Origin of the sequence: Paraburkholderia nemoris, from assembly GCF_905221015.1 — a bacterium.
Classification (GTDB): Bacteria; Pseudomonadota; Gammaproteobacteria; order Burkholderiales; family Burkholderiaceae; genus Paraburkholderia; species Paraburkholderia nemoris.
Genome location: NZ_CAJNBO010000027.1, coordinates 26867 through 44539, shown reverse-complemented (window position 1 = coordinate 44539; position 17673 = coordinate 26867). Strand labels below are relative to the sequence as shown.

Annotated in this window: 17 protein-coding genes; 10 read left to right on the top strand and 7 right to left on the bottom strand. The window is 61.9% G+C overall.

Annotation, left to right across the window (positions count from 1 at the left end):
* Positions 1-32: 32 nt before the first annotated feature.
* Complete coding sequence (locus KHO33_RS32215; protein ID WP_234475532.1) at positions 33-1376, top strand: dicarboxylate/amino acid:cation symporter; 1344 nt, start codon at positions 33-35, stop codon at positions 1374-1376.
* Here the strand turns inward: KHO33_RS32215 and KHO33_RS32210 are convergent, their stop codons facing one another.
* Complete coding sequence (locus KHO33_RS32210; protein ID WP_236074735.1) at positions 1377-1661, bottom strand: LuxR C-terminal-related transcriptional regulator; 285 nt, start codon at positions 1659-1661, stop codon at positions 1377-1379.
* On the opposite strand from KHO33_RS32210, the gene KHO33_RS32205 reads away from it, so the two are divergent.
* Positions 1570-1950, top strand: coding sequence for a DUF5594 family protein (locus KHO33_RS32205; protein WP_200566743.1), 381 nt, complete (start codon positions 1570-1572; stop codon positions 1948-1950). The two genes, KHO33_RS32210 and KHO33_RS32205, sit on opposite strands and share 92 nt — an antisense overlap.
* Here KHO33_RS32205 and KHO33_RS32200 read toward each other — a convergent pair whose 3' ends face one another.
* The 3 genes from KHO33_RS32200 to KHO33_RS32190 form a co-directional block, all read right to left on the bottom strand.
* Positions 1951-3534: a methyl-accepting chemotaxis protein gene (locus tag KHO33_RS32200; RefSeq protein ID WP_200566744.1), complete on the bottom strand. Its 1584-nt coding sequence runs from the start codon at positions 3532-3534 to the stop codon at positions 1951-1953. It lies immediately after the preceding gene.
* A gap of 21 nt (positions 3535-3555) precedes the next feature.
* Positions 3556-5355, bottom strand: a complete 1800-nt coding sequence (locus KHO33_RS32195; protein ID WP_054040479.1) for a methyl-accepting chemotaxis protein — start codon at positions 5353-5355, stop codon at positions 3556-3558.
* 297 nt (positions 5356-5652) lie between these two features.
* Complete coding sequence (locus KHO33_RS32190) at positions 5653-7044, bottom strand: aminotransferase-like domain-containing protein (RefSeq protein ID WP_200566745.1); 1392 nt, start codon at positions 7042-7044, stop codon at positions 5653-5655.
* 347 nt (positions 7045-7391) lie between these two features.
* Here KHO33_RS32190 and KHO33_RS32185 point away from each other — a divergent pair, with 347 nt between their 5' ends.
* Genes KHO33_RS32185 through KHO33_RS32150 form a run of 8 tightly spaced genes read left to right on the top strand, consistent with a single transcriptional unit; the run spans position 7392 to position 14367 of the window.
* Positions 7392-7874 (top strand): MSMEG_0572/Sll0783 family nitrogen starvation response protein, encoded by a 483-nt coding sequence (locus tag KHO33_RS32185; protein WP_054040483.1) that lies wholly within the window; start codon positions 7392-7394, stop codon positions 7872-7874.
* A 19-nt stretch (positions 7875-7893) separates the two neighbouring features.
* Entirely contained in the window at positions 7894-8928 is a 1035-nt protein-coding gene (locus KHO33_RS32180; RefSeq protein WP_200566746.1) for a Nit6803 family nitrilase, read from the top strand.
* Positions 8921-9991 carry an MSMEG_0568 family radical SAM protein gene (locus KHO33_RS32175; RefSeq protein WP_154559110.1) on the top strand — a complete coding sequence of 357 codons (1071 nt, stop codon included), beginning with the start codon at positions 8921-8923 and terminating at the stop codon, positions 9989-9991. Before KHO33_RS32180 ends, KHO33_RS32175 begins: the two co-directional genes overlap by 8 nt.
* A 2-nt stretch (positions 9992-9993) precedes the next feature.
* Positions 9994-10593, top strand: a complete 600-nt coding sequence (locus tag KHO33_RS32170; protein WP_200566747.1) for an MSMEG_0567/Sll0786 family nitrogen starvation N-acetyltransferase — start codon at positions 9994-9996, stop codon at positions 10591-10593.
* Entirely contained in the window at positions 10590-11576 is a 987-nt protein-coding gene (locus tag KHO33_RS32165) for a sll0787 family AIR synthase-like protein (protein ID WP_200566748.1), read from the top strand. Before KHO33_RS32170 ends, KHO33_RS32165 begins: the two co-directional genes overlap by 4 nt.
* Complete coding sequence (locus KHO33_RS32160; protein ID WP_200566749.1) at positions 11573-12748, top strand: MSMEG_0565 family glycosyltransferase; 1176 nt, start codon at positions 11573-11575, stop codon at positions 12746-12748. The genes KHO33_RS32165 and KHO33_RS32160 overlap by 4 nt, the downstream gene beginning before the upstream one ends.
* Before the next feature lie 17 nt (positions 12749-12765).
* Entirely contained in the window at positions 12766-13050 is a 285-nt protein-coding gene (locus tag KHO33_RS32155; protein ID WP_054040489.1) for an MSMEG_0570 family nitrogen starvation response protein, read from the top strand.
* Between the two features lie 27 nt (positions 13051-13077).
* Positions 13078-14367, top strand: a complete 1290-nt coding sequence (locus KHO33_RS32150; protein ID WP_200566750.1) for an MSMEG_0569 family flavin-dependent oxidoreductase — start codon at positions 13078-13080, stop codon at positions 14365-14367.
* Between the two features lie 107 nt (positions 14368-14474).
* Here KHO33_RS32150 and KHO33_RS32145 read toward each other — a convergent pair whose 3' ends face one another.
* The 3 genes from KHO33_RS32145 to KHO33_RS32135 all read right to left on the bottom strand — a co-directional run bounded on the left by KHO33_RS32145 (position 14475) and on the right by KHO33_RS32135 (position 17588).
* Positions 14475-16586 carry a phosphocholine-specific phospholipase C gene (locus KHO33_RS32145; protein ID WP_200566751.1) on the bottom strand — a complete coding sequence of 704 codons (2112 nt, stop codon included), beginning with the start codon at positions 16584-16586 and terminating at the stop codon, positions 14475-14477.
* Positions 16587-16665: 79 nt separating this feature from the next.
* Entirely contained in the window at positions 16666-16989 is a 324-nt protein-coding gene (locus tag KHO33_RS32140) for a hypothetical protein (RefSeq protein WP_200566752.1), read from the bottom strand.
* A 137-nt stretch (positions 16990-17126) separates the two neighbouring features.
* Positions 17127-17588, bottom strand: a complete 462-nt coding sequence (locus KHO33_RS32135; RefSeq protein ID WP_054040495.1) for a RidA family protein — start codon at positions 17586-17588, stop codon at positions 17127-17129.
* Positions 17589-17673 lie beyond the last annotated feature (85 nt).

Below are 17673 nucleotides of genomic sequence, written 5' to 3'. Positions count from 1 at the left end.
ACGCGCTTTGCCTTAAAGAAAACGGAGGAGACATGAAGCGCAAACCGCTTTATAAGGTGCTGTACGTGCAGGTGATCGTGGCGATCGTTATCGGTGTGATTGTTGGCCATTTCCTGCCGGCGGATGCGGTGGCGATGAAACCGCTCGGCGACGCTTTCATCAAACTCGTGCGCATGATCATCAGCCCGGTGATCTTCTGCACGGTCGTGACCGGCATCGCCAGCATGCACGACATGCGCAAGGTCGGTCGCGTGGGTGGCAAAGCGCTGCTGTATTTCGAAGTGGTGTCGACGCTCGCGCTCGCCATCGGTTTGCTGGCCGCGCACGTGCTGAGACCCGGTGTGGGCTTTAACGTCGATCCCGCTACCCTCGACGCGGGTGCGATATCCAGTTACGCCGCACAAGCCGCACACGGCGAAGGGCTCGCGGGTTTCTTCATGCACATCATCCCGGAGACATTCGTCGGCGCGTTCACCCAGGGCGATATTCTGCCCGTGCTGCTGATCGCTATGCTGTTCGGCACGGCGCTCGCGGTGATGGGTGAACCCGCGAAACCCCTCATCGGTTTGATCGAACTGCTGTCGAAAACTTTCTTCCGTATTGTGCGCATGATTACGAGCCTCGCACCGATCGGCGCGTTCGGCGCCATCGCGTTCACGATCGGCAAATATGGCATCGTGTCTTTGCTGCCGATGATGAAACTGATCGGTACGTTCTATCTGACCGCATTCCTGTTCGTCTCGTGCGGACTCGGCCTGATTGCACGAGCATGCGGTTTCAGCTTGTGGCGCTTTGTCGTGTACATCAAGGACGAACTGTTGATCGTGCTCGGCACGTCGACATCCGAAGCAGCTTTGCCGCAGTTGATGGAGAAGCTCGAACGGCTCGGATGCTCGCGCGGGATCGTCGGACTGGTTGTGCCGACGGGCTACTCGTTCAATCTCGACGGTACCAATATCTACATGACGCTCGCGGTGCTCTTTCTCGCCCAGGCCACGAACACTCATTTGACGATTGCTCAGGAGATCACGTTGCTGGCGGTGACGATGCTGACGTCGAAGGGTTCGACCGGCGTGACAGGGGCCGGCTTTATCACGCTGGCCGCGAGCCTTTCGGTCGTGCCGACCGTGCCTGTGACGGCGATGGTGCTGATTCTCGGGATCGACCGTTTCATGTCCGAGTGTCGCGCGCTGACCAATACGATGGGTAACGGTGTGGCGTCGATCGTGATTGCGGCGTGGGAGAAGGAGCTGGATCGCGACAAGCTGAAGGCTGCGTTGGCGAGACCTGTTGTCACCGCTGGCACGGTTGTCGCGCAGGAGGGCGAGGCCATCGTGAGTCGCTTGCCTGAACGTGAAACGCAGCGCCCGATCTGACTACGCCGCCGTAGTCGCCTCGTGCCCATGCACGAGCGACAACAACCCGCGGCGCGAATTCACGCCAAGCTTCGCGAAAGCGCGCTTGGCGTAAGTTTCAACCGTCGATTCCTTGACACCCATCGCCTCGGCGATCGCGGCCGTCTCACATGCTACGATGCTCCGTTCATCGCACAGAACATCGGAGACATAGATGCGTCCAGAGAGTGCCACCCGTTTCGACGACCAATTCGCCCCCCGCATCGCCGAAGCAATCGCTGCCTGTTTCGCGACAACTGTGCACACAGAAGTCCTCCCCTACGGCGGCCACGGCCACCCGACCCGAGTGCGAATCCACGCAACCCCGATCGAAGACCTTCGTCACTACGCACACCCGTTGAACCTATACCTAACTTGGGACAGCGACGAAATAGAACGCCTGATGGGCCCAGAAGGCCCGGCCCGTTTCGCAGGCTATCTGGCCGCGCTACCCCGTAAGCTCGAAGCCTGGCGCCACGTCCGCGAACTGGACTTCATCTCGCACACCCAGGCTGAGCCAACGGTCTTACTCGGCGGCCTCGACTTCGAGTCTTGATTAAGAAGCTACAGCACCAATCCGAAAGAAACTCACACTCTGCACCAACCCTGAAGCCTTACTCTGCACCGCATCAGCCGCCGCAGCCGCCTGCTCCACCAAAGCCGCGTTACTCTGTGTCACCTGATCCATCTGCGTGACCGCATCGTTCACTTCCGCAATACCTGCAGCCTGATCGACACTGGCCGTCGCGATCGCCTCCACAATCCGCGTCACGCTGCCCGCGCTTTGCACCACACCGTCCATCGTATTGCTTGCGTGGTTGATCAACTGCGTACCGGCGTCGATCGTAGCCACCGACTCACGAATCAACGCCTTGATCTCACGCGCCGCATCGGCCGAGCGTTGAGCGAGACTGCGCACTTCACTCGCGACCACCGCGAAACCACGCCCCTGCGTACCGGCACGCGCCGCTTCAACCGCCGCATTGAGCGCCAGAATATTGGTCTGTGCGGCAATCGCTTCGACCACCGCGATGATATCGACGATCCGTTTGGACGCCGCATCGATCTGGCCCATGGTGCGCACGGCATCGGTCATCACCACACCGCCATCGCGCGCCGCTTGCGCCGCGGTCTGCGCGAGCGTGGTGGCCTCGCGTGCGTTGCTGGCGTTGCGCTGAACCGAGTCGGTGAAATGCTGCATCGACGCGGCGGTTTCTTCGAGCGAGGCGGCCTGTTGTTCCGTGCGCGCTGACAGGTCGAGGTTGCCGGCGGCGATCTCCTGCGTCGCCGAGGAAATCGTGTGTGCGCCTTCACGAATCTCGCTGACGATGTGCCGAAGGCGTTGATTCATTTCGTTGAGCGCGACCAGCAGCTGGCCGGTTTCGTCTCGGCTCACCACGGCGACATCCGCACGCAGATCGCCTGCCGCAACCGCTTGCGCGACGCCTACCGCCTGCTTGACTGGCAACGTGATGCTGCGGCTCAGGAACCAGACCGCGAAGGTGCCTACGCCGAGCGAGCAGATCACGACCGACAACAGCAGCACGCAGGCGAGCGTGTACGCATGTTCCGCGGCCTCGCCAGTACGCACGCTGGAGTCTTGCGCCTGCTGCATCACCATGGCGACGATGTCGTCGATCGCGGCGGTCGGCGTGCGGTCGATACCTTTGACGAGACCATCGACGACGTGCGCCGTATTCGGATCGGCCGCGTCGTAATGCTTGAGCGCGTCGAGGTAACTGTCCTGCAACGAGGCGTGCGTGGCGAGCGCCTTGTCGACGCCGTCGACGTTGGCGCCCAATGCACTCAGCTGATCCTTCAGACGCAGTAGCGCAGCGTGCGTCGTGCCGCTTTCCTTGCTGAAGGCGTCACGGTACTTGGCGAACGCAGCCGGATCCGCGCCGCGCAGCAACAGGTCCTTCCATTCCTGCACCTGTTTCTTGAATTCGACCTGCGCGACGCGCGCCGTGTCGGCGGCTTGCGCGTATTGACTGAGCGTTTGCGCGGACTGGATCTGCAGCGCATGCGTATTCGACAACGCGTGCCAGCCTTCCAGACCCACCACCATGGTCGCGGCGAGCAGCACCGTGCCGAGCAGCGCCAACTTGACGGCGATCTTCAGATTTCTATAGAACGTCACGGCGATTTCCTTTGGCGGACCTTAGTCCAGCTTGAATTGCGTCACGGCACTGGCAAGACTCACGGCCTGGCCTTGCAACGCGGCGGCGGCCGCTGTGGATTCCTCCACCAGCGCGGCGTTCTGCTGAACCATTTCATCGAGTTGGCTGACTGCACGGTTTACTTCCTGAATCCCGCGCGTTTGCTCGTTGGCCGCCTGGGTGATTTCGGAAATGATGGTGGTCACGTTGGCGACGTTGCTGACGATCTCAGTCATCGTCTCGCCGGCCTGGCGCACCTGGCCCGAGCCGGACGTCACGCTCGCCACGGTTGCTTCGATCAGCGCCTTGATTTCCTTCGCGGCCTGCGCGCTGCGTTGCGCGAGGCTGCGCACTTCGCCGGCGACCACCGCGAAACCGCGGCCCTGTTCGCCGGCGCGTGCGGCTTCCACCGCGGCGTTCAACGCGAGAATGTTGGTCTGGAATGCAATGCCGTCGATCACGCCGATGATGTCGGAGATCTTCACCGACGCATGTTGGATCTCGCCCATCGTCGTAATCACTTCAGAGATCACTACGCCACCACGCGAGGCGACCTGCGATGCGGACACGGCCGTGTCGTCGGCCTGCTTCGCGGCGCTCGCCGATTGCGTGACTGTCGAGGTAATTTCTTCCATCGACGCCGCCGTCTGTTGCAGGCTTGCCGCCGCGGATTCGGTACGGCCCGACAGATCGACGTTGCCTGCCGCGATTTCATTGGCGGCCACGCGCACCGATTCGCTGGCATCGCGAATCTGACGCATCACGTGGCTGAGTTTGTCGATGAAGGTGTTGAACGAGCGCGCGATCTGCGCGACTTCGTCGTTGCCGACGGCCGGCAGACGTTGTGTCAGATCGCCTTCGCCCGAGCCGATCGCGTCCATCGCGTCGCGTACTTTCGACAAGCGCTGGAACGACACGGCGGTGACCGCGGCCACGATGGCGGCGGCGATCGCGGCGATCACGATCAAGGCGATCACCGAAGCCGTCAACAGCGATCGCATGCCCGCCGTCGCTTCTGATTTGTCGAGCGCGACGACCGCATACCAGTCGGTGCCGGGAATAGCCTCGGCGCGCAGCAGCTTCGTGCTGCCGCTCACGTCGACTTCGACGGGGTGCTCGGCGCTGAAGAGCGCGGTCAGCTTATCGCTGGTAAGGGCGGGTGCGAGGTCCGATACCGGCTTCAAGGTCAGCTTGGCATCCGGGTGCGCGACGATATGACCGCTCGCGTCGATCAACATGCCGAAGCTCGCGGGCGTCGGATGAATCGCCTTGACGTTGGCGATCACGCTGTCCATCGCGACGTCGCCGGACACCACGCCTTTCACCACGCCGTCGCGCACCACGGGCGCGGCGAATGCCACCACCAGCTTGCCCGTACCCACGTCCACATAGGGTGGTGTCACCACCGGCTTGCCCGCTGCGGCGGCCTGCTTGTACCAGGGACGGCCGGTCGGATCGTAGTCGGGCGGAATGCCGGTCGGGTCCGAAAACTTCGCGGTCTTGTCCGCGTAGCCGACATACACGTTGGTGAACTTGCCGGCTGCGGCGATCTGCTTCAACGCGGCGGACGGATCGGGTTGCAGCACCGCGTCCTGCAGCGAATTGATCATCTGACTATTGGAGGCGATCCAATCTTCAATACCGTCTGCATGACCGCTTTCGACAGCGTTCAAACTGCTTTCGATTGCATCGGCGTTGTACGAGTTGGCAACGACATAGTTGAGAACCGCGTTAGCAGCGAGCGCAACCACAACGATAGCGACGCACAGGGCGACGATGCGCGCGCGAATGGAGGAGAACATGTTGGGAGTCTTTCGGAGTAAGCAGTGAGCCGTAGTCGGTGAGGCGGGGGCCTCATACGCGGTATACGGCGCCGGCAGTGGGGACTTGAGCAGGTAATGCTTTCAGTTTCTGACGGCGGCCGGCAACGCCGCTCGTGGCGGCGCGGCGCGATGCTACACACTTTTTCGCGTGCTGCGGGTTTTTCAATGGATGCCGAAACAGCGCCCTGGTATTGAGTTGCAGGGCGCTGTATTCGTATGAAGATAACGGTGGGTATGACGCTATGTGAGGCTATATGCCGATGCGCGCAAATGGTTTCACATCACCGGAGAATGCAGATGATGCGGATGGTCGAGTGTCTCGCCCACAATGCGCAGTGCCTCTTCGCATTCGTCGCGCGTTTTTGAGCCACCGAGACACACACGCATTGCGTTCGGCGGATTGCCGTCGGTGGAAAACGCCGCTCCTGCAACGGCGGCGATGCCCTGGTTGCGCAGTTGCAATGCGAGTTCGGAAGCACTCCAACCGCTTTCGGCCGGCACCGGCAACCACAAATGAAAGCCATCCGCGTGCGCTTCGTAAGGCCACGCTTCGAGCATGCGCGATGCAATCGCCTGGCGTGCGCGCGATTCATTGCGGATCGCGTTGAGCATATCGAGCGCGGTGCCGTCGACGATCCATTGTGTTGCGAGCGTGACGGTGAACGGACTCGCCATCACCGTTGTTGCGCGCAACGCGCCGGCGAGGCGCTGCGTTTGCCTGGCAGTCGGCGCGTGCAGATGCGCCACTCGCAAACCGGCGCCGAGACTCTTCGACAAACCCGTTACATAGTAGGTCAGTTCGGGAGCGAAGCTCGCGAGCGCATCGGGCGCACTTTGCGGCAGCATCGCATACGCATCGTCTTCGATGATCGGAATGCTGTAGCGCAAGGCGACATCGGCGAGCGCCTCGCGCCGTTTGTGCGAGAGCGTGAGGGTGCTCGGATTCTGCAGCGTCGGATTGCAATAGAACGCGCTCGGCTTGTCGGTCTTGCAGAGCGCTTCGAAGGCGTGCGCGAGCGGACCTTCGTCGTCACGCGGTAGGGCCTGAAGACGCACGCCGAGTTGTGCAGCAATCGCCTTGATGCCGGGGTAAGCCAGCGTGTCGAGACAGATTGTGCCGCCGGGCCGCGCCAACTGCGAGACGAGCGCCACCAGCGCGCTATGAATGCCGGGGCACACCAGCACGTTCTGCGCGTCGCAATGCGGCACGCGACGCTTCAGCCATTCGGCGCCCGCGTCCTTGTCGGCAGCCGAGCCGCCGAAGTCCTGATAGCGCAGCAACTGATACGGATCGCTGCCGCTCATCAGGCGCGCGGCCGAATCGCGCAAACGGACCGCGTAATCGGGCGGCTCGGGTGGCGTATTCATCGACATCTCGATGCTGCTGCCGCCGGCGAGCGGCAAGGTGGCGGTTCGGCCACGCACAAAGGTGCCGCTGCCCGCACGCGAATCGAGCAGGCCGCGCTTGCGCGCTTCCGCATATGCGCGCGCCACGGTCGTGTAGTTCAGCGCGAGTTCTTCGGCCAGATCGCGCAGCCCCGGCAAGCGGTCGCGCGGACGCAGGCGGCCGGTGGCGAGATCTTCTTCGATCAGATCGGGAATCGCGAGGTAGGCCGGCTTGCGGGTGTCGGCGAGGCGTTTGATCCAGTGATGTGTCGGGCTGCTCATTTGTAGCCTTCGGCTGGGGGTGAAGATCATTGATCGCATCCGGATGCGATCAATGATCGGATTGATCGTCTGTGGTGAATGAGTGCACCACGCCGACTCGTCCCGGCAGGCAAATCGCACTTGGCTGGTGCGACGTCGCGGGGGTGCGGGCTCTTGCCCGCGACGTCCCGGCTATATGCAAGCTTCACGCCTAAGAATTTTTCGAGTCGCATGTCGAATCGAGGCGGAATTGATTGCTGATTGATCGCATTTGCGTGACCGATCAATGGCACGGCCGTTGCATTGAGAGAAGCGCGCACGGATTAAACGCGCCATCTTTTACTTAGCAACCCTGATCGGAGAGTGTCATGCCAGCCGTCAACAAACCGCTGCATCAGAAAGGCGATTACCTTGTCGACTACGAAGAGAAAGTCTTCGAAGACGTGAAGGCCGAACCAGGCGAGAAGGCCCTCGTCACGTTCCATACGGTCGCGTTCGAGGGGTCGATCGGTTTCGTCAATCTGTTGCAGGCCACGCGTTTGCAACGCAAGGGCTTCGAGACGTCGGTGCTGCTTTACGGGCCGGGTGTCACGCTCGGCCTGCAACGCGGCTTTCCAACGCTTGGCGACGAAGCGTTCCCCGGCCATCTGAACTTCAACAAGCAACTGATGAAGTTCATGGAAGAGGGCGGCAAGGTGTACGCCTGCCGCTTCGCACTGCAAGCCTTGTACGGGCACGGCGAAGCGTCGCTGATCGAAGGTATCCGCCCGATCAGTCCGCTCGACGTGCTCGATATCCAGTTGCTTCATCGCAAGGACAACGCGCTGATCATCCACACGTGGACGGTTTGACGAGAGGCGGGTGATCACTATGTCCGACAAACGCATCGTGCGTGCCGCCGCGGTCCAGATCGCACCGGACTTCGAGCGCAGCGGCGGCACCCTCGAGAAGGTATGCGAGGCCATCGAGAAAGCGGCGCGCGAAGGCGTGCAACTGATCGTATTCCCCGAAACCTTCGTGCCGTACTACCCGTACTTTTCTTTCGTGCGTCCACCGGTTGCTTCCGGCGCCGATCATATGAAGCTCTACGAGGAAGCCGTGATCGTGCCGGGCCCGGTGACGCAAGCGGTGGCCGAGCAGGCGCGTTTGCATCGGATGGTGGTGGTGCTGGGCGTCAATGAGCGCGATCACGGCAGTCTCTACAACACGCAGTTGATCTTCGACGTGGACGGCCAACTGCTGCTCAAGCGTCGCAAGATCACGCCCACGTTTCATGAACGGATGATCTGGGGGCAGGGCGATGCGGCCGGCTTGAAAGTTGCGCAAACGGCGGTGGCACGTGTCGGCGCGCTCGCGTGCTGGGAGCATTACAACCCGCTCGCGCGCTATGCGCTGATGACGCAACACGAAGAGATTCATTGCAGCCAGTTTCCTGGGTCACTAGTGGGGCCGATCTTCGCCGATCAGATCGAGGTGACGATCCGGCATCACGCATTGGAGTCGGGCTGCTTCGTGGTCAATGCGACGGGTTGGCTGAGCGAAGCGCAGATTGCCTCGGTCACACCCGATACGAATTTGCAGAAGGCACTGCGTGGCGGCTGCAACACCGCGATCGTGTCGCCGGAAGGGCAGCATCTGGCACAGCCGCTGCGTGAGGGCGAAGGCATGGTGATCGCCGATCTCGACATGGCCTTGATCACCAAGCGCAAACGCATGATGGATTCGGTCGGCCACTACGCGCGGCCGGAATTGCTCAGTCTTGCGATCAACCGGCGGCCGGCGGAAACCGTCGCGCCGATGCCGGCCTGGTCCAGTGCTTCGGGCACGGGTTTCAATTCAAACGAAGGATGGCGCGATGAACTCCAGCGAGACACTGTCGGCAGCGAGCCGGCAATTGATGACTGAATTGCAGTCGGCCGGTTTGCGGCTCGTGTCTCCGGATGCGGGCGCGGCGAGCCGGCGTGGCGGCGCGGGACCCTCGGACCATAAGGCGGTGACGGTGGACGGCGTGACGATCATGGTGCCGGTGCATACGAGCACCGCCTGGCACTCGCCGTTCGTCGCAGAGACGCCGGACGCAAACGGCTCGAGCGCCTTGCTGCGCGGCACGATTCCGATCGCCAATATCAGCTTTCCTAAAGCGCCGCGCTTTTACGGTATGCAGACGCTCGACGGCGTGCCTTACTCGCACATTGCCGCGTTGCATAGTGCGGACGTGCTGGCCACGACGGTGCTGCAGACCTGCATCCGCTACGAGAGCCGCCGTAAGAGTTGCAAGTTCTGCGCGATTGGGCAATCGCTCGCAGCGGGCCGGACGATTGCGCGCAAGACGCCCGAGCAATTGGCCGAAGTGGCGCGCGCGGCCGTATTGCTCGACGGCGTCAAGCATATGGTGCTGACCACCGGCACGCCGCCCACGTCCGATCGCGGCGCGCAGATCCTCTGCGAGAGCGCGTTCGCTATCAAGGCGGCGGTCGATCTGCCGATCCAGGCGCAATGCGAGCCACCCGACGATGACCGCTGGTTCGCGCGCATGAAAGCAAGCGGCATCGATACGCTCGGCATGCATCTCGAAGTGGTGACGCCCGCGTTGCGCGAACGCATCATGCCGGGCAAGGCGAGCGTGCCGCTGGCGCGCTACATGGAAGCGTTCAAGGCGGCAGTGGCTGTGTTCGGACGTGGTCAGGTGAGTACGTACATACTCGCCGGTCTTGGTGATAGCGCGGAGGCCATTCTGGCCATGTCGCGCGAGTTAATCGAACTCGGTGTCTATCCATTCGTTGTGCCCTTTGTGCCGATCAGTGGGACGCCGCTCGAAGATCATCCCGCACCCACGCCTGAATTCATGAAGTCCGTTCTGCAACCGCTCGGCGCAATGCTGAACGTGGCCGCGATGCGCTCGAGCGATATCAAAGCCGGCTGCGGTAAATGCGGCGCGTGTTCGTCGTTGTCGTCGTACGAGGAGTGATCATGTTCGGTGAAGCGATCGCAGGTGAGGCACTGGAAGGCGATGTTGGTTTCGCACCCTATGCGCCGAGCGAATTCCGCATCAAGTGGACGACGCTCGATTGGGAAGCCGATGAAGCATACAAGTTGCGGCGCGCGGTGTTCTGCATCGAGCAGGGCATTTTCGTCGGCGACGATCGCGACGATATCGACGCGCACGCGCAGCAGCTTGTGGCAGTGAGCTGTGTCGCCGGCATGCCGGAGCAGGTGGTCGGCACGGTGCGGATTCATCGCGATGAAGGCAACGTGTGGTTCGGTTCACGTCTTGCTGTACATGCTGCGTTTCGCCGCCACGGAAAAATCGGCGCGACGCTGATTCGTCTCGCCGTGAGCAGTGCCCATGCGCTCGGCTGCGAGACTTTTCTCGCCCATGTGCAGAGCCAGAACGTGCCGCTCTTTTGCGCAATGCATTGGGACGTGCTTGCAGAGGAAACGTTGTTGGGCCGGCCGCATCATCTGATGCAGGTGCAACTGGATCGGTATCCGCCGTGTGTGACGCCGTATAGCGGTTTCGTGACTCATACGCAACCTCACAGCGCGGCTACCGCAGGGAGCGCGGCATGACAAGCGTGGCCGATCTCGTCGCCAGCCTGCGCGAAAGTCGCGGGTTTCGGCACAAGACGGATATCGTCGACGTGGTCGGCGCACTCGCCCGGCGTTTGCCTGGCGGCACGCAGGATCTCGCGCAGGCTGTTGCACTTGGCGACGATTGCGCGGCCATTGCCGATGGCGATGGCTACCTCCTGTTCGCCATCGAAGGCATGGTCAGCGATTTCGTGAGCGCTATGCCGTGGTTCGCCGGCTACAGCAGCGTGATGGTCAACATCAGCGATATCTACGCGATGGGCGGGCGGCCGCTGGCGGTGGTCGATGCGCTGTGGAGTCGAGGCATCGGCGCCGCCGAGGAGGTGCTTGCCGGCATGGCGGCGGCCTCCGTCGCTTATGGCGTGCCGATCGTAGGTGGTCATACGAATACGCGCAGCGAGGCGGCGCAACTGGCGGTGTCGATCGTGGGGCGCGCGAAAGTGCTGTTGTCGAGCTTCAATGCGAAGCCCGGTGATCGTTTGATGATGGCCGTCGATTTGCGCGGGCACTTCGAGGAACCGTATCCGTTCTGGAATGCGTCGGTGGGCGCGCCGCCTGAACGTTTGAGAGCGGATCTCGAACTGCTCCCGCGGCTAGCGGAAAGTGGCTTATGCGATGCGGCGAAGGACATCAGCATGGCCGGCACACTCGGCACGGCGTTGATGTTGCTCGAATGTTCACGAGTGGGCGCGCGGATCGACCTCGAGCGTATTCCGAAGCCTGCGGACGTCTCCTTGGAGCGTTGGGTCACTGCATTTCCGAGCTTCGGCTATCTGCTATCGGTTCGCGAAGAGCAAGTGGACGCAGTGCAGGCGCAGTTCGATTCGCGTTCGCTCACATGTGCCGTGATTGGTACGGTCGATGCGTCATCCGAAGTGGTTCTGCATCGCCACGATGAGGCGGCGGTGTTGTGGGATTTCAATCGCGAGCCGTTCATGGTCGCGAAGGACGGTCCGCGATGAATTCGTTGCGTATCGCGTTGCTGACGCATTCGGTCAATCCGCGTGGCGGGGTCGTGCATACGCTTGAACTGGCGACCGCGTTGACAGCGCTCGGTCATGACGTGACCGTCTTTGCGCCCGCTGCGCCGGGCGAGACTTTGTTCCGCCTGCCGCCATGTCGCGTGGTCTATGCGCCGATCACGTCATCGCAGGCGAGTACGGTAGCCATGGTGGAGGCGCGGATTCATGCATTCAAGCAGACCTTGATGGAACACGACGCGTGGTCGTTTGATGTCTTGCACGCGCAGGACAGTATCAGCGGCAACGCACTCGCCGAGCTGAGAGCGCAAGGGCTCATTCGCGGTTTCATGCGCACCGTTCATCACCTTGATCATTTCGACGATCCCCGTCTCGCTGCATGGCAGCGGCGGGCGTACGAGGATGCGGAGCAAGTGTTGTGTGTCAGCGATACATGGACGCGCGAGATGCGCTCGACTTTCGGCATTGCGGCGCTGACGGTGCCGAACGGTGTCGACATCACGCGTTTCACGCCTCATGAAGACGCGCACGATGCGCAGATCAGGCGGCGCCTGGGCATTGATGGCGGCCGGATCGTACTTTCAGTGGGCGGTATCGAAGCGCGTAAGAACACCCTCGCATTGCTCGAAGCATTCGCGTTGGTGCTGCGCACGTTGCCGGGCGCGCAACTTGTGATTGCCGGCGGCGCAAGCCTGCTTGACCACGACGCCTACGCCCGCAGCGTGCTCAAACGAGCGGCGGAGTTGGGGCTGTCAATTGGCCCGGACGAAAGCGTGGTTGTGACCGGGCCGCTCGAAGACGCCGCCATGCCCGCACTCTTCCGCAGCGCAGACGTGCTGTCGATGGTGTCCTTGCGCGAGGGCTTCGGTCTGGTGGTGCTGGAGGCGCTTGCTAGTGGCACGCCGGCGGTTGCTTCCGCAATCGCGCCGTTCACCGAGTATCTCGACGACTCCACGTGTTACTGGGCGAATCCGACCGATGTCGAGTCTATTGCGGTGGCGTTGCTACGTGCTCTCAGCGGCAGCAGTAGTCGAATTGATTTCGAGCAGGCCGTGCCCAGATTACTCGCACGCTTTAGTTGGGCCGCAAGCGCGCGGCGTCACGTCGACGTATACCGCCAATTGCTGGCAGCGCGTGCGTTAGCTATTCATTGATCGATTGAGGATTTGCGATGCCTGTCATGCACTTTCGGATTCAGTGGCCCGATGGCGATGAAGCGAACTGTTATTCGCCGTCGCTCGTCATTGGTGATTTCTTCAAACCTGGCGAGGCTTATCCATTGGACGATTTCGTCGAACGTTCGCGGCAGGCGTTAGGTATCGCTTCAGAGCGCGTGCGCGAGAAGTACGGCTTTGCCTGTTCGGCAGCGATGGATCAGCTCGCACAGATCGAACGCGACGCCGAGCGTTTTCGCGATCGGCCCGAGGCGACCGTCAAGGTTATCGAATTCAGCTAGGCGCTTATTTTTTGCAGAGGACGCATCATGTCGAATCCAACCCATCCTGGGCGCGCTGACGGGCATTACAGCGTGCTCGTCATCGGCGGCGGGCAGGCGGGCCTGTCGGTCAGCTACTACCTCAAGCAGGCCGGCATCGACCATCTGGTTGTGGAAAAGAACACGGTGACGCATACGTGGCGCCAGCAACGCTGGGACGCGTTTTGTCTCGTGACGCCGAACTGGCAGTGCGCGTTGCCCGGGTATCCCTACCTGGGTGACGATCCGCACGGGTTCATGAAGAAGGACGAGATCATCGACTACCTCGACGGTTTCATCGCGCACGTCGAAGCACCGGTGATCGAGCATGCGGAAGTCAAACGCGTGAAGCAATGCGACGATGGCGTCTATGCGATCGTCACTACGCAAGGCGATTTCACAGCGGATCAGGTCGTGGTTGCCTCGGGCGGCTATCACACGCCGATCGTGCCGCGTCTCGCCGAGCGTTTGCCCGTAAGCATCGTGCAATTGCAATCGTCGGCGTATCGGAATCCGCAGACCTTGCCCGAAGGTGCGGTTATGGTGGTCGGCACAGGGCAATCCGGCGCGCAGATAGCGGAGGACTTGCATCTGGCTGGACGCAAGGTGGTGCTGGCGGTCGGCGAGGCGCCGCGTTGCGCGCGTTTCTATCGAGGGCGGGATGTGGTCGATTGGCTCGCCGACATGCAGTACTACGACATGCCGGTGGAAAAGCACCCGTTGCGCGAAGGCGTACGCGACAACACCAATCACTACGTGACCGGCCGCGACGGCGGACGCGACATCGATCTGCGCAAGTTCGCCGCCGAAGGCATGGAGTTGTACGGCAGGCTCGACGATCTGCGCGACGGGCGATTCCATTTCGCCCCGACGCTCGCCGCCAATCTCGACGCCGCGGACGATACGTATAACCGGATCAATGCGAGCATCGATGGTTTCATCGAAAAGCATGGCATCGACGCGCCGGCGGGTGAAGTCTACGAACCTGTCTGGCGTCCAGCCGAAGAACGCACGACGCTCGATCTCCACACCAGCGGCATTTCGGCAATTATCTGGTGCATCGGTTTTACACCGGACTTCAGTTGGCTCGACGCGCCGGTGTTCAACGGTCGCGGTTATCCGGCGCATACCCGTGGCATTACACCGATCGACGGTTTGTATTTCGTCGGTTTGCCATGGCTGCATACATGGGGATCGGGGCGCTTCTCTGGCGTCGCGCGCGATGCGGAGTTCGTCGTACAGGCGATTCGGGAGAAAATGCGCGAGCGTGAGTCGGTGAGGGCGGCTGTGGCGGCTTGAGATTACGGCTTACACGCTACGACTCGAATGCATAAAAAACGGCCGCTGCTTTTTTATCGCAGCGGCCGCTTCTTTTCGTACGGACTGAATCGAAACCGAACTGAAACTTAGCTGCCCAGTGCCGGATCGCTCATGCTGCTATTGCCGGTTTCCACGTGTCCGGCGAGGCGCCGCGCGAACGTCGGATCCGTATCGACCGTGATCGCCAGGTCATACCAGCCATGCGCGTTGCGCAGATCGAGGTACAGCTGCTCGGTATCGCCGCCGCGCACCGCGTGCCTGATTACGTTTTTCGCGTCATACGCGTTGACGATGTTGAACACGCAACGCTCGCTGCCCACATTCTCCAGACGCAGTTGCAGATTCCCGTTCGCGACGTCATACCCTTCGGCAACTTCGGGCCGCGCAATGGCGGAGCCGTTCCACCAGCTTCTGGCAATCGGCGTGCCCGAAAAGCGCCGCAGAAAACCGTTCGGGCCGTACACCGTGAAGTCGTACGAGCCGTCGGGATGCAGCGGCAGTTCATCCTGAAGGCGCTTGCCGGCTTCGACCGTATAGGTGCGCGGCGCATCGAGACTAAACGCCGTGTAGACGAGAAACACTGCGCCGGCGCGGCCCGTGTTGACGAAACGCATTGCCAGCTTGCCGGCTCCGCCTTCACCGTGCACGCGCACGAACAGTTCGTACGGCAGCGCGCGCGCCGGGCGCACGCCGGGTTCCTGCTTCGGCACGGCCTGCACGAGCGGCGGCAGCGGCACATAGTCCGGATGGCGATTCTGATCGGGCGGCACATAGCCGGCCGTGCTCGGCAGCGTCGGGAACGCGTCGTTCGGGGTGCTGAAGTTAAACGCCGACATCAGATCGCCGCACACTGCGCGACGCCACGGCGTGATGTTCGATTCGCCCAGATTGTGCTGCTGGCCGAAGCGCTTTTCGATAAAGCGGATCACCGACGTATGGTCGAACAGTTCCGAGCATACGTAGCCGCCTTTCGACCATGGCGAGACCACCAGCATCGGCACGCGCGGTCCGAGCCCGTACGGACCCGCTGGCGTGCTACCGCTGCCCGCATAGTTTTCGTTGCTGGTGTCGACGGTCGACAAACCGTTTGCGCTCGATGCCGGCGCGAACGGCGGCGCCATATGATCGAAGAAACCGTCGTTCTCGTCGTAATTGATCAGCAGTACCGTCTTGCTCCACACCTCGGGATTCGACGTGAGAATCTGCAGAACCTGATCGACGTACCACGCACCGTAGTTCGACGGCCAGTTCGGGTGCTCGGAATACGCTTCCGGCGCGACGATCCACGAGACTTGCGGCAGCGCGTTGTTCTGCACGTCGCGCTTGAGGATGTCGAAGTAGCCGTCGCCATTCGCCACGTTCGTGCCGGTACGGGCGTTGTCGTACAGCGGGTTGCCCGGTTGCGCGTTGCGGTACTGGTTGAAGTAGAGCAGTGAGTTGTCGCCGTAGTTGCCGATGTACGGATTCTGCGTCCAGCCCCACGAGCCGCTGGCGTTGAGGCCCGTACCCATGTCCTGATAGATCTTCCAGGTGATGCCGGCGTTTTGCAGCACTTCCGGATACGTGGACCAGCCGTAGCCGAGTTCCGAGTTGTCGATCACCGGGCCGCCGCCGCTGCCGTCGTTGCCGACCCAGCCGCTCCACATGTAGTAACGGTTCGGGTCGGTCGGGCCCATCAGCGAGCAGTGGTACGCGTCGCAGATCGTAAAGGCGTCGGCGAGTTGATAGTGAAACGGAATGTCGTCGCGCGTGAGGTAGGCCATCGTCGTGGTGCCCTTGGACGGCACCCATTGATCGTAGCGGCCACCGTTCCATGCGGCGTGCGTGCTGGTCCAGTCGTGCGCGAGGTCTTGCAGGAATTGCAGACCGAGGTTCGGTGCGCTCGGGCGGAACGGCAACACGTAGCCGACATCCGCGGCAAGCGGCTGGTACCACACCGGCTTGCCATTGGGCAGGTTGATCGCGCGCGTGTCGCCGAAACCGCGTACGCCCTTGAGCGTGCCGAAGTAGTGGTCGAACGAGCGGTTTTCCTGCATCAGCACGACGATGTGCTCGACGTCGCGGATCGTGCCGGTCTTGTTGTTGGCGGGAATGGCGAGTGCGTTGCGAATGCCCAGCGGCAACATGCTCAACGCGGTGACGGAACCGGCGGCGTGCGCGGCGGAGCGCAGAAAATCACGGCGATTTTTTGAAGTCATGGTTTTGGCTTTCGATCTTCATAAGAGGAACGAGCCATGAGGCGCGAGCGTGAGCCACGCGCCACATGGGGCGCGGAACTCAATCTACGGTGTGGATGACGGGTGTGGCGAGCGGCGTCGAAGCGGCAGCGGACAGCGCCGCGTCGGCGCTTGATGCGGGCAGTGCTGGGGTTTGAATCGTGACTGCGGGTAATGCTGGTGAAGCGGAAGAAGGATTCGCTGACAGGACCTGTGAAGCGCCGCCGTTATCGCCGGCGCCGCCGGTAGAACTGGTGGTGCCTGTGTCCGGTGTGTGATCGTCGTTGTCGCAAGCGCCGAGCAGCATGCAGAGCGACACGGCGGCCAGTGCGCCCGCCAAACGTTTGCGATAGACGGCAATGGACGGCTTCGACACAACAGACATGGCAATGTCTCCGGCACGGGGAGGATGCGCCAGGGCATCCACGCGCCCAGGTCAGCGATGCGCAAGAATAGTCGCTTACCTGTGTAACTTTTGTGAAGATGTGGAAATTTGGGTATTTGTTGAGAGTTGGGCGGCCGTCAATCCTGGATCGCGACGATCGCCTCGATCTCGACGGTAATATTGCCCGGCAAGGAGCCCACGCCGACCGCCGAGCGGGAATGCCGACCGGCATCGCCGAATACATCGACGAACAGATCCGAGCAGCCGTTGATCACGCGCGGATGCTCCGTGAAATCCGGCGCTGCGTTGACCATGCCCAACAGCTTGACGACCTGCTTCACGCGCCGCAAATCGCCCAGTTCGTTATGCAGTACGGCGAGCAGATTCAGGCCGACCATCTGCGCGTGCCGGTACGCTTCGTCCGCGCTGACGGTGGCGCCGACCTTGCCGGTCATCAGCGAGCCGGATTCGTCGAGCGGACCCTGTCCGGATAGGAACAGCAGATTGCCCTCGCGCGTGCAGTGCGTGAAATTGCCGATCGGCGTCGGCACTTGCGGGAGCTTGAGGCCGCGGGTGTGCAGCCGGTCGTAGCAGTTCATCGATGGGGAAGTGATGGTGAGCGGTCTTTAAGGAGTCAGCGTTGCGCGCGGGTTGGGGGTTAAGGCTTCTTCGTGCTTGGGGCCC